This is a genomic window from Amnibacterium flavum, assembly GCF_003097495.1.
In the GTDB taxonomy this organism is placed as follows: domain Bacteria; phylum Actinomycetota; class Actinomycetes; order Actinomycetales; family Microbacteriaceae; genus Naasia; species Naasia flava.
On record NZ_QEOP01000002.1, the window covers coordinates 637738 to 652487 of the forward strand.

The 14750-nt window shown below is 68.9% G+C and carries 13 protein-coding genes; 6 read left to right on the forward strand and 7 right to left on the reverse strand.

What is annotated here, in order from left to right; all coding sequences use genetic code 11:
- Positions 1–32 precede the first annotated feature (32 nt).
- On the forward strand, positions 33–2054 hold the full coding sequence (locus DDQ50_RS10680) for a S9 family peptidase (RefSeq protein ID WP_116756715.1): 2022 nt from the start codon (positions 33–35) through the stop codon (positions 2052–2054).
- A gap of 88 nt (positions 2055–2142) precedes the next feature.
- Positions 2143–2922, forward strand: coding sequence for a DUF1684 domain-containing protein (locus DDQ50_RS10685; protein ID WP_116756716.1), 780 nt, complete (start codon positions 2143–2145; stop codon positions 2920–2922).
- A gap of 54 nt (positions 2923–2976) precedes the next feature.
- Here the strand turns inward: DDQ50_RS10685 and DDQ50_RS10690 are convergent, their stop codons facing one another.
- Entirely contained in the window at positions 2977–3531 is a 555-nt protein-coding gene (locus DDQ50_RS10690) for a PadR family transcriptional regulator (protein WP_116756717.1), read from the reverse strand.
- Positions 3532–3734: 203 nt separating this feature from the next.
- On the opposite strand from DDQ50_RS10690, the gene DDQ50_RS10695 reads away from it, so the two are divergent.
- Positions 3735–4238 (forward strand): DUF3145 domain-containing protein, encoded by a 504-nt coding sequence (locus DDQ50_RS10695; protein ID WP_116756718.1) that lies wholly within the window; start codon positions 3735–3737, stop codon positions 4236–4238.
- A 664-nt stretch (positions 4239–4902) separates the two neighbouring features.
- Here DDQ50_RS10695 and DDQ50_RS10700 read toward each other — a convergent pair.
- The 4 genes from DDQ50_RS10700 to DDQ50_RS10715 form a co-directional block, all read right to left on the reverse strand.
- Positions 4903–6138 carry a beta-ketoacyl-[acyl-carrier-protein] synthase family protein gene (locus tag DDQ50_RS10700; protein ID WP_116756719.1) on the reverse strand — a complete coding sequence of 412 codons (1236 nt, stop codon included), beginning with the start codon at positions 6136–6138 and terminating at the stop codon, positions 4903–4905.
- A 27-nt stretch (positions 6139–6165) separates the two neighbouring features.
- Entirely contained in the window at positions 6166–6414 is a 249-nt protein-coding gene (locus DDQ50_RS10705; protein ID WP_116756720.1) for an acyl carrier protein, read from the reverse strand.
- A 101-nt stretch (positions 6415–6515) separates the two neighbouring features.
- Positions 6516–7514, reverse strand: coding sequence for a beta-ketoacyl-ACP synthase III (locus tag DDQ50_RS10710; protein WP_116756721.1), 999 nt, complete (start codon positions 7512–7514; stop codon positions 6516–6518).
- Positions 7511–8452, reverse strand: coding sequence for an ACP S-malonyltransferase (locus tag DDQ50_RS10715; RefSeq protein ID WP_116756722.1), 942 nt, complete (start codon positions 8450–8452; stop codon positions 7511–7513). The genes DDQ50_RS10710 and DDQ50_RS10715 overlap by 4 nt, the downstream gene beginning before the upstream one ends.
- Positions 8453–8642: 190 nt before the next feature.
- Here DDQ50_RS10715 and DDQ50_RS10720 point away from each other — a divergent pair, with 190 nt between their 5' ends.
- The 3 genes from DDQ50_RS10720 (at position 8643) to DDQ50_RS10730 (ending at position 10693) form a co-directional block, all read left to right on the forward strand.
- Positions 8643–9269, forward strand: coding sequence for a SatD family protein (locus tag DDQ50_RS10720; RefSeq protein WP_240614343.1), 627 nt, complete (start codon positions 8643–8645; stop codon positions 9267–9269).
- Positions 9266–10123, forward strand: coding sequence for a hypothetical protein (locus DDQ50_RS10725; RefSeq protein ID WP_116756724.1), 858 nt, complete (start codon positions 9266–9268; stop codon positions 10121–10123). The genes DDQ50_RS10720 and DDQ50_RS10725 overlap by 4 nt, the downstream gene beginning before the upstream one ends.
- 66 nt (positions 10124–10189) lie before the next feature.
- On the forward strand, positions 10190–10693 hold the full coding sequence (locus DDQ50_RS10730) for a magnetosome magnetite crystal formation protein family (RefSeq protein ID WP_116756725.1): 504 nt from the start codon (positions 10190–10192) through the stop codon (positions 10691–10693).
- A gap of 39 nt (positions 10694–10732) precedes the next feature.
- Here the strand turns inward: DDQ50_RS10730 and DDQ50_RS10735 are convergent, their stop codons facing one another.
- Complete coding sequence (locus tag DDQ50_RS10735) at positions 10733–11929, reverse strand: PucR family transcriptional regulator (protein ID WP_116756726.1); 1197 nt, start codon at positions 11927–11929, stop codon at positions 10733–10735.
- Between the two features lie 40 nt (positions 11930–11969).
- Entirely contained in the window at positions 11970–14711 is a 2742-nt protein-coding gene (aceE, locus tag DDQ50_RS10740; RefSeq protein ID WP_116756727.1) for a pyruvate dehydrogenase (acetyl-transferring), homodimeric type, read from the reverse strand.
- Positions 14712–14750: the final 39 nt, after the last annotated feature.

The window sequence follows — 14750 nt, forward strand, 5'->3', positions numbered from 1 at the left end:
GCGGCGTCGGGGGGCGCGGCTACGCTCGATGAGTGACTTCCGACGCCTCCCGCAGCTCCGCCGACCGTCAGCCCGCGCCTTTCGGATCCTGGGTCTCGCCGATCTCCGCCACCGATGTCGCGGCGGGAGTCCACGCGATCGAGGGCGGCCGTTTCGTCGGCGACGAGATCTGGTGGTCCGAGAGGCGACCCACCGAAACGGGCCGGACCGGCGTCTTCCGTCACGGCCCCGACGGCGAGATCGTCGCGGTCCTCGCTGCGCCCGCCAGCGCGCGCAGCCGGGTCCACGAATACGGCGGCGGTGCCTGGACCGCGACTCCCGATGGTCGCCTCGTCTACGTCGAAGGCTCCGACCAGCGCGTCCGCGTCGTCCCGCCCGCGGGGGCGGCGGTCGCCCTGACCCCCGAGGTCGAATCCGAGGACACCTCGATCGCCTACGGAGAACTCTCGGTGCGCGGTCACGAGGTCATCGCCGTCCGCGAGGTCACCGGTCCCGAGGCGGTGAGCCGTCACATCGTGGCGATCCCGCTCGACGGCAGCGCCGCCCATGACCCGTCGCTGATCAGGACGATCGTCGGCGGATCGGACTTCGTGGCCTACCCGCGCTTCTCGCCCGACGGCGGACGACTGGCCTGGATCGCCTGGGACCACCCGCAGATGCCGTGGGACGGCACCGAACTGCGCGTCGCCGATCTCAGCGCCGACCGCTCGGTCGAGACCTGGCGCACGCTCGCCGGCGGATCGCACGAATCGATTCTGCAGCCCGAGTGGCGCGACGAGGACTCGCTGTGGGCGGTGGCCGACCGATCGGGCTTCTGGCGCCCGGTCGTCGTCGATCTCACCGGGCAGGTCACCGAGTGGGCGGGTGACGGGCGCGAAACGGGCGGCCCGCTCTGGAACCTCGGGGTGTCGTGGTACCTGCCCCTCGGGCCCGACCGGATCCTGGCCAGATCGAGCTTCGGCAGCGACCGGCTCGAGCTGTTCGGCCCCGACGGTTCGACCGGCGTCCTCGAACTTCCGTTCACGAGCGTCGACCTGGACGACGTGAGGACGTCGTCGGACGGGAGGACGCAGATCCTGCTCACCGGAGGCAGCGCCGAGATCGCCGGCGGCCTCCGCCTCATCGACGTCGACTCCGCATCCGTCGAGCTGATCAGATCCGACCATGACGAGCTCCCGGACCCCGCCTACCTGCCCCACGCCGAGGAGCGCACCTTCTCCGCGAACGAGAAGGACGGCGCGGTGCCCTCAGGCCCCGCTCGTGAGGTCCATGCGGTCGTCTACCCGCCGCGCAACCCGTCCTTCGCCGCGCCCGACGGCGAGCTTCCGCCGTACGTCCTGTTCGTGCACGGAGGTCCGACCGCCCACGCGCAGGCGAGCGTCAACCTGACCTACGCGTATTACACGAGCCGCGGTATCGGCGTGGTCGACGTCAACTACGGCGGATCGACGGGCTACGGGCGCGAGTACCGCGAGCGCCTCAAGGGCCAGTGGGGTGTCGTCGACGTCGAAGACGTCGAGACCGTCGCCCGCGGCCTCGCGGCCGACGGGCTCGCCGATCCGGCGCGCATCGCCATCGAGGGCGGATCCGCGGGGGGCTGGACCGTGCTCTCCGCCCTGGTCCGGGGCGATGTGTTCGCCTGCGGTGTCTCGCTGTACGGGGTCGCCGACCTGCGCTCGCTCGCCGAGGGCACACACGATTTCGAAGCCCGGTACACCGACGGCCTCGTCGGCCCCCTGCCCGAGGCCGAGGAACTCTACGTCGAGCGGTCGCCGCTCACCCACTTCCATGCACTCGACAGGCCGGTTCTGCTGCTGCAGGGACTCGACGACAAGGTCGTTCCCCCTGCGCAGTCCGAACGGTTCCGCGATGCGATGATCGCCGCCGGCGTGCCGCACGCCTACCTCGAGTTCGAAGGGGAGTCCCACGGCTTCCGACGAGCCGAGACCCGCATCCGGGTTCGGGAGGCCGCTCTGTCGTTCTACGGGCAGACACTCGGATTCACCCCTCCCGGGGTGCCCGTGCTCGAGCTCTGGCGTCCGACCCAGCCGTGACTCGGCTCCGAACCATCCCCGGCTCGAAATAATCGGTACACGAACAGGGTTTTCACCGCTGATGGATACGCAGGAAGCAGGTCACCCGATGACGACGGACGAGTACGAGTCGAATCCGACCGGTCCGCTGGTGAGCGACGCGGAACTCGATCGGCGCCTGAAGGCCCGGCGGGTCGAGAACGCGGTATCGGCGTTCGGCCCGCTGGCGCTCGTCAACAGTCAGCGCATCGACGCCCCTCAGCCGGTGTGGGGGGTCCCCGGTCTCTGGTCGCCGCTGCCCGACGGCCAATCCGGCCTCCTGGTCACGGCGGAGGCCTCCGACGGGATACTCGTCGATGGCGACCCGGTCGACGGCGACGTGATCGTGGCCGGAGCGGACGCGATGGTCGCGAGCACTCTCGTCTTCGACGACCACACCCGTGGGACGGTCGTGCGCGTCGAGGACGGCGGCTACGCGCTACGCGTCTGGGATTCCCGGTCCGAGGCTGTCGACGGCTTCCAGGGCATCGCCGCATTCGACTACGACCCGGCCTGGGTCGTTCCGGCGCGACTCGACGGCGACGAGGTCACCTTCGAGCGCGAAGGCGAATCGCACACCCTCGAAGTCCGCCGCGAGGGCAAGGCGCTGCAGCTGATCTTCTCCGACGCGACCAGCGGGGTGAGCAGCTACAGCATGGGCCGGTTCCTGTTCTTCCCGCCCAGCGAGGACGGCGAGATCGAGCTCGACTTCAACCGCGCCGTACTGCCGCCCTGCGCGTTCAGCTACCAGTTCAGCTGCCCGATCCCTCCGGCGCGCAACCGACTCGACTTCGAGATCGCGGCGGGGGAGAAGACGGTACTGACCGTGGACGGCGACGGGCTGCACTGACCCTCCGCGCCACGAGGGGAGCCTGTCGGCCGTCTGACGGATCGGGAGTCACGATCAGGAGACCGATGCTGCGGGGCGCCCCCGGCGCGGTCTGACCACCGTCAGGGGCCGGACGAGCGTCCCTGTCGCGGCGGTGTCGCGGGCTCGAGCCAGCCAGCGAAGAGCGGCACCGGCGAGTTCGGCGGACGCCGCGTCGGCGAGGGTCGTCGCCGACGCCGTCTCGGGATCGCCCGCGACGGCGATCATCGCCGTCCAATGCCGCAGGTAGCCGTCGATCACCGCATGCGGGTCACCGGCCGGAACCGTGCTCGAGATGAGCACTCGGTCGAGCATCTCCGTCCAGTCGGAATCCAGGGGAGCCGTACCCGTCAGCCAGGCGAGAGCCTCGTCGTTGCCGGCCGGTGTCAGTGCATAGAGCGGTAACCCGTCGGAAGTGCTGCCGGCGCGACGGATCCTCTCCTGCTTCAGAAGCCGCTCGAGCGTGCCGTAGATCTGTCCCACGTTCACGGAACCGCGGTGGGCGGCACGCGCCAGCAGTTCGCCGTGAAGCTGCAGGCCGTACGCCGGACCCAGCGTGAGGACACTGAGGAGGCCGTGTCGAACCGACATCCGCGCCTCCCTCCGCCTGTTCAGGCACCTGTTCGATGGTCGCTCAGGTGAGGGCGAATAACCTTGTTGTTATTCCGGCGTGTCGTCCGGCATAATTCCAATGTCCGGCGGTGCCGGTGCAATAACTTAATATCGGTGCAACAGGGGTGAACCGTTCACCAGGTCGTAGGGGAAGACGTACCTATCCGAACGGAGAACCATTCATGTCCGCACCATCTGCCCGGGGTGTGCTGTACGTGCACTCCTCCCCACGCGCGCTGTGCCCCCACGTTGAATGGGCCGCAGGTCGCGCTATCGGTCGCGCAGTCAACTTCAAATGGATCGACCAGCCGGTGCTGAAGGGCGCCCAGCGGGCCGACTTCTACTGGGAAGGTCCCCAGGGCACCGGTGCTGCCATCGCGTCGGCGCTTCGCGGGTGGGAGCACCTCCGCTTCGAGGTCACCGAGGATGCCGGTTACGGCACCGACGGCGCCCGGTGGATGCACACCCCCGACCTCGGCATCTTCTACGCCCAGACCGACACGTCGGGCAATGTCGTCATCCCCGAGGATCGTCTGCGCTACGCGATGGACGTCGCCGGCGTGAACGCGCTCGAACTCCACCGCGAGCTCCGGCTGGCCCTCGGTCAGGCCTGGGACGACGAACTCGAGCCCTTCCGTCACGTCGGCGAGAGCAGCCCCGTCGTGTGGATGCACCGGGCCGGCTGACCGAGTCGCGACACGCCGGGCGTGTGCCGCGAACGGGGCACACCGGCTGGATATTCTTCTCCTGTTCGCCTCGCGCTCCAACCCGTTCGGGTCGTAAGGGTAACGGCCCTCGAACTTAGCGACAGCGACAGAAGAGCCCCGATCGGATGGGTACCGACCGGGGCTCTTCCCTTTTCATGAGGTCGCGCCGCCCGCCGAAGCCCGCTCTGCTCCCGGGAAGACGGACTTGCCGCCCGCTGAGCGCAGCGAAGCGCAGGCCGACACCCGCGACAGCTGCTCCCGGCGCGTACTGCCCGCTGAGCCCGCCGAAGTGCACTCTGCTCACGGGAAGACGGACTCGCCGCCCGCTGAGCGCAGCGAAGCGCAGGCCGACACCCGCGACAGCAGCTGCCGTCGCTGCACTGCCCGCTGAGCCCGCCGAAGCGCACTCTGCTCACGGAAAGACGGACTTGCCGCCCGCTGAGCGCAGCGAAGCGCAGGCCGACGCCCGCGACAGCCGCTGCCGGCGCTGCACTGCCCGCTGAGCCCGCCGAAGCGCACTCTGCTCACGGGAAGACGGACTTGCCGCCCGCTGAGCGCAGCGAAGAGCAGGCCGACGCCCGCGACAGCCGCTCCCGGCGCTGCACCGCCCGCTGAGCCCGTCGAAGCGCGCTACGAGACTCTGTCAGTACGTCTTGAGCGCCACTACGGCGTTGTGGCCGCCGAAGCCGAACGAGTTGCTGATCGCCAGCAGGTCGCCGTCGCCGAGGGCGCGCGGCGAGCGGACGACGTCGAGGTCGATCTCGGCGTCCTGCTCGTGCAGGTTGATGGTCGGGGGAGCGGTGCGCTCCGCGAGCGCGAGGATGGTGAAGATCGCTTCGATGCCACCCGCAGCACCGAGCAGGTGTCCGGTGGACGCCTTGCTCGCCGTGACGGGCACGTTCGCCAGATGCGCCCCGAAGACGTGCTTGAGAGCGTTGTACTCGGCGATGTCGCCCACCGGTGTGCTGGTGGCGTGAGCGTTGATGTGCACGACGTCGTTGCGGCTGTAGCCGGCGCCCTCGATCGCCGCGATCATGGCGCGCGCTGCCGCCGAACCCTCGGGGTCGGGAGCGGTGATGTGGTACGCGTCGCTCGTGACCGCGCCGCCGACGACCTCGGCGTAGATGCGCGCTCCGCGGGCGAGTGCGTGCTCCTCCGTCTCGAGGACGATCGCGGCACCACCCTCGCCGAGCACGAACCCGTCTCGGGTCGCGTCGTACGGTCGTGATGCGCTGGCCGGGTCGTCGTTGCGCTTCGAAAGCGCCTGCATCGACGCGAACGCGGCGAGCGGCAGCGGGTGGATCGAAGCCTCGGATCCACCGGCGATGATCACGTCCGCGAGGCCCGCCTGCAGGTGGTCGTAGCCGTTCGCGATCGACTCGGTGCTGGACGCGCACGCCGACACGACAGTGCGCGCCCCGCCTCGGGCGCCGAGCGCCATCTCGATGGCGGCAGCCGGTGCGTTCGGCATGAGCATCGGGACGGTCATCGGGAGGACGCGTCGGGGCCCGCGCTCACGCAGCGTGTCCCATGCGTCGAGCAGGGTCCAGACGCCGCCGATCCCGGTGGCCCAGTCGATGCCGAACCGTTCGGGGACGACCTCGTCGAGGCCCGCGTCCGCCCATGCCTCACGCGCTGCGATGAGCGCGAACTGGCTTCCGGGGTCGAGTCGCTTGGCCTCGACGCGTTCGAGCACTTCGCTCGCCGGGACCTTCGCCTGAGCGGCGAAGGTCACCGGCAGCTGGTTCTGCTCCACCCATTCGGCTTCGATCGTGCTCGCGCCGGATGCGCCGGCGAGCAGCGCATCCCACGATTCGCGGGCTGTGCCACCCAGCGGGGTTGTTGCGCCCAGTCCGGTGACGACGATCTTCTTGCTCATCTGGATGGAGCTCCTCTTCTGCTTGTCTCAGCCCTGGGCGTTGACGATGAACGTGACGGCGTCTCCGACGGTCTTGAGGTTCTTGACCTCTTCGTCGGGGATCTTCACGTCGAACTTCTCTTCGGCGTTGACCACGATGGTCATCATCGAGATCGAGTCGATGTCGAGGTCGTCGGTGAACGACTTGTCGAGCTCGACGGTGTCGGTCGCGATGCCGGTCTCGTCGCTGACGAGTTCGGCGAGTCCGGCGAGGACTTCTTCAGTGGTCAGGGCCATGGGGTTTTCTCCTATACGAAAAAAGCGGATTGACGCGGATTCGAGCCTAGCTAACAGCTGCGGGTTGTCCCGTGAAGCGGGGACCGTTCAGGTCGGTGACTTCAGGGGAGCACGACCACCTGGGCACCGTAGACGAGCCCCGCCCCGAACCCGATCTGCAGGGCGAGACCGCCCGACAGCTCGGGATGCTCCTGCAGCAGCCGGTGGGTTGCGAGCGGGATCGATGCGGCGGAGGTGTTGCCGGTGGTCTGGATGTCGCGGCCGATGAGGACGGTCTCGGGCAGCTTGAGCTGCTTCGCGAACTCGTCGACGATGCGCATGTTGGCCTGATGGGGGATGAACGCGGCGAGGTCGTCGACGGTCACGCCGGCCTGGTCGAGGGCCTTCTGCGCGACCTTCGCCATCTCCCACACCGCCCAGCGGAAGACGGTGGGGCCTTCCTGACGCAGGGTGGGCCATGCGGCGCTGCCGTCGCGGAAGTCGGTGAGGGTGGCGTTCATGCCGACGGCGTCGGCCTTCGATCCGTCCGACCCCCACACGGTTGCGGAGATCCCGGGCGTCTCGCTGGGGCCGATGACGACGGCGCCTGCGCCGTCTCCGAGCAGGAAGGAGATGCTGCGGTCGGTGGGATCGACGACGTCGGAGAGCTTCTCGGCACCGATCACGAGGGCGTAGTGGGCGGCTCCCGCACGGATGAGGGCGTCGGCCTGGGCGACCGCGTAGGTGTATCCGGCGCAGGCGGCGTTGAGGTCGTAGGCGGGTGCCGGGTTGGCGCCGACCCGGTCGGCGACGACGGCCGACATCGACGGGGTCTGAAGCACGTTGCTGATGGTGGCGACGAGCACGAGGTCGATCTCGGAGGCCGGGATGCCGGATGCGGCGATCGCGTCGCGGGCGGCGTCGGTTGCGAGGTCGACGGCGAGGATGTCGTGCGAGGCGCGGGTGCGGGTGACGATGCCGGTGCGCTGACGGATCCACTCGTCCGAGGAGTTGATGGGTCCGACCAGGTCGTCGTTCGGGACGACGAGATCACCGCGTGCCGCGCCGAAGCCGAGCATGCGGGTGTAGCGGGGCCCTTCGGCCTGCTTGAGCGTTGTCATGCTGCTCCTGAGGTTTCGGTGGCGAGGAGGTCACGGGCGGCCTGCAGATCGTCGGGCGTCTTGACGGCGACGCTCGGGACCCCGCGGAGGCCGCGCTTGGCGAGGCCGACGAGGGCGCCGGCCGGTGCGAGTTCGATGATGCCCGTCACGCCGGCCTCGGCGAAGGACGCCATGGTGAGGTCCCAGCGGACGGGGGAGGAGATCTGCCCGACGAGCAGGTCGAGGAACTCCGAGCCGCCCTGGACCTCGGTGCCGTCGCGGTTCGTCCAGATGGTGAAGCGCGGGTCGGCGGTCGTGAGGTCGGCTGCGACCTCGCGGACGGCGTCGACCGCGGTGGCCATGTAGTCGGTGTGGAACGCGCCGGCGACCTGCAAGGCGATCACCCGGGAGCCGGCCGGCGGCTCGGCTGCCAGCTCGGCGAGTGCACTGCGGGGCCCGGCGACGACGATCTGTCCGCCGCCGTTGTAGTTCGCGGGGGAGAGTCCGACCTCGGCGAGTCGGGCGAGCACGGTCTGCTCGTCGCCGCCGACGACGGCGCTCATGCCGGTGTCGGCGAGCGAGGCGGCACCCGCCATGGCGCGGCCGCGAGCCCCGACGAGACGCATGGCGTCGAGGCCGGTGAGAACTCCGGCACCGGCGGCCGCGGTGATCTCGCCGACCGAGTGACCGGCGAATCCGGCGGGCGCCTGGGCGGGCTCGCCATCGGCCGGGTCGAACAGAGCGGAGAGCGTGAGCAGTCCCGCGGCGACGATGAGGGGCTGAGCGATGCGTGTGTCGCGGATGGTGTCGGCATCGGACACTGTGCCGTGCTCGGCCAGGTCGAGTTCCGCGGCGTCAGAGTACCCCGCCAGTTTCTCAGCGAGCCCGGGCTGTTCGAGCCAGGGGGTGAGGAAACCAGGGGTCTGAGAGCCCTGCCCGGGGGCGACGACGACGATCACCCATCCATCCTGCCAAGGGTTGACCGTATTCTCGGTATGGACCGCACCAACAATCGAGGAAACCTTTAGAGGTGTCATCTAGGTGGTGCCAGTCCGGGGGAGCGAAGGGGTACGACCGTCCTCCCGGGATTACTTATGCCAGCCGAATATTAGCTATATGCTTATATCTATGCAGTATAAGTCGATAGCAGTGATTGTCGACATCGTCGGATCGCGCAACGCACCGGACCGAGTCGGCGCTCAGCGCGCCGTCAGAGAGGCATTCGACCGAGCGGATGCTGCTCGCCCGGTCCTCGCTCCTCTCTGGTCGACGGCCGGCGACGAGTTCCAAGCGGTCTACGGATCGCTGGCGGATGCGCTGCGCTCCACCCTCATCGCGCGCCTGGTCATGCCAGACGGACTCGACTTCCGGGTCGGGCTCGGCAGCGGGGAGGTGCGAGAGATCGAACGCACGAGTGCGGGTCACCCCATCCAAGACGGATCGGCGTGGTGGGCCGCGCGGGACGCGATCGAGGAGGCGCATCGCCGCGAGAACAGCGGCAGCCCGTTCGTGCGGTCGTGGTACGCGGCAGCCGACGAGAGTGCCGATTTCGTCGCGACCGTCGACTCGTACCTGCTGCTGCGCGACCATCTCGTCTCCGCGATGACCGGACGTGCTCGACGCCTTGCCGCCGGAGCGCTCGAGGGCCGAGCGCAGCTCGACCTGGCCGAATCGGAGGACATCACGCAATCGGCCGTGTCCCAGAGCCTGCAACGATCAGGAGCGGCCGCACTCCTCGCCGCGCAGCAACTGATGGAGGAGCGGGGAGCCCGATGATCGCCTCGTTCCTCATCCTGACGGTCGGCGCCGTCGACCTCGTGGCGCCGGTCGCGAGACCGGCGATCAGGCGGGTGTCTACGGCGATCGTTCTCGTCGCGCTGTCGGCCGTCGCGGTGTGCGGGCTCGGGATCGACTTCTCCGCCGTTCTGGCGATCGTCGTCGTCGCGGTGGCGTGGCTGCTGCTCATGCCATGGCAGGTCGGAACGAGCGTTGCGGGGAGGGCACGGGATGCCCGCTCGAGCCGCTCCGGGGAGCGTGCAGCGCCCCGGCGTCCGCGCATCTGGCCCGTGTCGATCCTCGTCGTCGCCGTGGTGCTCGCGATGCTCGTCGGCCCGAACTTCGAATCGGGGCCCGCGCCCCTTGTCGCCGCGTACGGGTCGGCACTCGCCGGCGCTCCGGACCTCGTGGCGGGCGTCTCGTTCTCTGCGATGTTCGCCGCTGCCGCGATCGTCATCTTCCTCACTCAGAGCGCCAACGCGATCGTGCGCAACGCACTCGGGCCCGCGTCGCCACCGCTGCCGCTCGCCGATTCGGCTCCGGTCAAGGCCAAGGGTCGACGTGGCCGGCCGACCGACTCCGTGGAACCGGCGGGGGAGATCGACACCCCGTCTGTGCTCAAAGGGGGCCGACTGATCGGCCCGCTCGAGCGGATCCTGATCGTCGTCCTCGCGTTCTCGGGGATGGCCACCGTCATCGCTGCTGTCATCGCAGCGAAGGGCATAGTCCGGTTCCCGGAGATCTCGTCCGACCGCGGCGCCGGCTCGAAGGCCGAACAGTTCCTGGTCGGCACACTGACGAGCTGCGCTCTGGCGGCGGCAGCAGCGCTGTACCTCTACGGCACGGCCGGCTGACCCCGCGACCGCGCTCGTCGACTCCCTATCAGCCCCCGCTCGGGAACGATTGCCAAGGTCGGAGGCATGACGACGCCGAACACATCCGACGCCGAGCTCTACGGAACCGCGAGCGCCGACGGAGAACCGACACCGGGTTACCGGCCCGCGTACGCCGCTCCGGCCGCCAACGGCACTGTCGCCTGGGCCATGGGATTCCTCGCCTACATCCCGATCCCTTTCCTTGGGAGCATCGTGACGGGCATCGTGATGGCGCTGGTCGGCAGGGCCCAGCGCGGCAAGGGCGAGGTGGCGCGTCTCAATGGGCGCAACGCCGCGAATTGGGGCCTCACCTACCTGCTGCTCACCGTGCTGCTACCGGGTGTCGCGTTCCTTACCCTCGCGCTCTCGACCGGGCCCGACGGCACGGTTCCCGGCGACTCACCGGCCGGGATCGTCGCGGCGACGTCGATCCTCATCTGGGCGTTCCCGCTGCAGATTCTTCACCTTGTGCTGGTCATCGTCGGCACGGTGAAGTCCGCCAAGGGCACGGTCTTCCGTACCAGGTTCGCTCTGCCGCTGCTCAAGTGACGAAACGAAAGTCGCGCTCCCGCAGCCCCGGAGTGAGACTCAGCGGCGTTTGACCGGGGTGGAGGGTTCGGCGATCGCGCCCAGGATGAGGGCCGACTGCAGGATGACCGCTTCGCGGGCGCCGGTCGCGTCGTACCCGATGACCTCGGAGACGCGCTTGAGGCGGTACCGGACGGTGTTCGGGTGCACGAAGAGCTCACGGGCCGTCGCCTCGAGCGAGCGACCGTTGTCGAGGTAGCACCAGAGCGTCGTGAGCAGTTCGGACGAATGGTCGGCGAGCGGCCGGAATACCCGGTTGATCAGGGTGGTCCGTGCGAGCGGGTCTCCGGCGAGTGCGCGCTCGGGCAGGAGATCGTCGGCGAGAACGGGACGGGGTGCGTTGCGCCACGCCCGCGCCACCGCGAAGCCGGCGAGTGCCGCCCGTGCACTCCGCGACGCCTGGACGAGGTCGACGACCTCGTGCCCGAGGACGAGGTGTCCGGGCCCGAAACCGGGTTCGAGCTTCTCGGCGATCTCGAGGAAGCTCAGCTGCGGTCCGCCCGGCCTCGGCTCGTCGCCCTCGGCGGCCATCGGCTCGGCCCGCCCGATGACGAGCACCAGCCGGGTGCCCTGGACGCCGATCAGGACGTCGGCCTGCACGTGTCGCGCTGTGCGCCTGAGCTGGTCGACGTCGAGCATCTTGGGAGTGGTCCCGACGAGCACGCAGACCTCGCCGTGCCCGTGCCAGCCGAGCGCGGCGATCCGACTCGGCAGCTCGTCGTTGGGCTCGCCCGACAGGATCGAGTCGACGACCAGCGCCTCGAGGCGCGCATCCCACAGACCGCGAGCCTCCGCGGCCCGGGCGTAGACGTCGGCCGCGGCGAACGCGATCTCACGCGAGTAGAGGAGGATCGCTTCGCGCAGCCCGTCGCCGTTGTCCTTGACGCGTTCCTCGACCACCTCGACGACCACGCGGATCAGCTGCAGCGTCTGCTGCAGGCTGACCGAACGCAGCAGCTCACGAGGCGCCGAACCGAAGACATCGGCCGCGATCCACGGGGTGGAGCGGGGGTCGTCGTACCAGCTGATGAACGACGTGATGCCGGCCTGTGCGACCAAGCCGACCGCGGAGCGCCGCCCCGGCGGCATGTCGCCATACCAGGGCAGCGTCTCCTCGAGTCGTTTCAGGGTCGCCGTCGCGAGTTCACCCGAGACCGTACGCAACCATGCGAGAGTCTCGGCCTTGCTCCGTGCCACAGCGATGCTCGTCGTCTCCGTCGTCAGCCGGGAGTCCGGCTCAGCTCTCGCCGCCGGCGTTGCCGGTGGTTCCCGCGTTCACGTCGTGCAGTCGGTACTTCTCGATCGCCTGCGCGGCGAGGGAGCGGTCGACCTCGCCGCGACGCGCGAGCATCTCGAGAGTGCGGACGACCACCGACGGTCCGTCGATCTTGAAGTAGCGCCGGGCGGCCGCACGCGTGTCGCTGAAACCGAAGTCGTCAGCGCCGAGCGTGGCGTAGTCGCCGGGAACGAACTGCCTGATCATGTCGGGAACCGCGTGCGAGAAGTCGCTCACGGCGACGACGGGGCCGTCGGTGTGGGCGAGCTTCGAGGTGACGTAGGCGGCGCGCGGAGCGGCGTCGGGGTTGAGGAAGTTGTGAGCCTCGGCGGCGATGCCGTCGCGGCGCAGCTCACCCCATGAGGTGACGCTCCACACATCGGCGGAGATACCCCAGTCCTCGGCGAGCAGCTTCTGCGCCTCGAGGATCCACGGCACGGCGACCCCGGATGCGAGGAGCTGGGCCTTGGGGCCCTGGTTCTCCGCACGGTGAAGCAGGTAGATGCCGCGGACGACGCCGTCGACGTCGAGTGCCTCGGGCTCGGCGGGCTGCGCCATCGGCTCGTTGTAGACCGTCAGGTAGTACATGACGTTCGGGTCGGCGTGCGGGTTGCCCTGCTCGTCGGTGCCGTACATGCGGTCGATGCCGCTCTTGACGATGTGGCCGATCTCGTAGCCGTACGCCGGGTCGTACGCGACGACCGCGGGGTTCGTGCTCGCGAGGAGGAGCGAGTGACCGTCGGCGTGCTGGAGGCCCTCACCCGTGAGGGTGGTGCGACCGGCTGTCGCGCCGATCAGGAATCCGCGCGCCATCTGGTCGCCCGCCGCCCACAGGGCGTCGCCCGTGCGCTGGAACCCGAACATCGAGTAGAAGACGTAGACCGGGATGAGCGGCTCGCCCTGCGTCGAATACGCGGTTCCCGCGGCCTGGAAGGCGGCGAGGGCGCCGGCCTCGTTGATGCCGACGTGGATGATCTGGCCCTGCGGGCTCTCCTTGTAGGCGAGCAGCAGACCGCGGTCGACCGAGGTGTAGTGCTGGCCGAACGGGTTGTAGATCTTCGCGTTCGGGAAGAACGCGTCCATGCCGAAGGTACGCGCCTCGTCGGGGATGATCGGGACGATGCGGTTCCCGAAGTCCTTCGAGCGCAGCAGGTCCTTGAGGACGCGGACGAACGCCATGGTCGTGGCGACCGGCTGCTGACCGGAGCCCTTCTTCGCGACCGCGTACGCCGAGTCGTCGGGGATCGTGATGGCCGTGTGCTTGGTGCGGCGCTCGGGGATGTAGCCGCCGAGCTCGCGGCGACGCTCCTGCAGGTACTGGATCGCCTCGTCGTCCTGACCGGGGTGGTAGTAGGGAGGCGTGTACGGGTTCTCCTCGAGCTGCGCGTCGGAGACGGGGATGCGCATCTCGTCGCGGAACTGCTTGAGGTCGTTCAGGTTGAGCTTCTTCATCTGGTGGGTCGCGTTGCGGCCCTCGAAGCTCTTGCCCAGACCGTAGCCCTTGATCGTCTTCACGAGGATGACGGTGGGCTGACCCTTGTGCTCGACGGCTGCCTTGTAGGCGGCGTACACCTTGCGATAGTCGTGGCCACCGCGCTTGAGCGCCCAGACCTGGTCGTCGGTGTAGTCCTTGACCAGCTCGAGGGTGCGGGGGTCGCGACCGAAGAAGTTCTCGCGCACGAACGCGCCGTCCTCGGTCTTGTAGGTCTGGAAGTCGCCGTCCGGGGTGCGGTTCATAAGGTCGACGAGCGCGCCCTCGGTGTCGCGGGCGAGCAGGTCGTCCCATTCGCGACCCCAGATGACCTTGATGACGTTCCAGCCGGCGCCGCGGAAGAAGCTCTCGAGCTCCTGGACGATCTTCCCGTTGCCGCGCACGGGGCCGTCGAGGCGCTGGAGGTTGCAGTTGATGACGAACGTCAGGTTGTCGAGGCCGTCGTTCGCGGCGACCTGGAGCTGCCCGCGGCTCTCGACCTCGTCCATCTCGCCGTCGCCGAGGAACGCCCAGACGTGCTGGTCGGAGGCGTCCTTGATTCCGCGGTTGGTCAGGTACTTGTTCGACTGCGCCTGGTAGATCGCGTTGATCGGGCCGAGACCCATCGAGACGGTCGGGAACTGCCAGAACTCGGGCATGAGGCGCGGGTGCGGATAGGAGGACAGGCCGCCGCCCTCGTGGGACTTCTCCTGACGGAAGCCGTCCATCTGGTGCTCGTTGAGTCGGCCTTCGAGGAATGCGCGCGAGTACATGCCGGGGGAGGCATGGCCCTGGAAGAAGACCTGGTCGCCGCCGCTCGGGTGATCCTGAGCGCGGAAGAAGTGGTTGTAGCCGACCTCGTAGAGGGTGGCGCTCGACGCGTAGGTCGAGATATGGCCGCCGACGGCGATGCCCGGACGCTGGGCGCGGTGCACCATGATCGCGGCGTTCCAGCGGAGCCACGCACGGTACCGGCGTTCGACCGCCTCGTCACCGGGGAACTCGGCCTCGTTCTCGGGGGCGATGGTGTTGATGTAGTCGGTGGTCGGGACCATCGGCACACCGAGGTGCAGGTCCTTCGACCGCTTCAGCAGACTGAGCATGATCTCGCGACCACGTTCGGGGCCGTGGGCGGCGACGAGTGCATCGAGCGATTCGTTCCACTCGGCGGTCTCCTGCGGATCGAGATCGGTGTTCTTCACCGAGTACGGATCCTGATCGTTGACAGTCAACTGCGACCTTTCTTCGAGGTGGTGGTCGAGCGCGGCGGT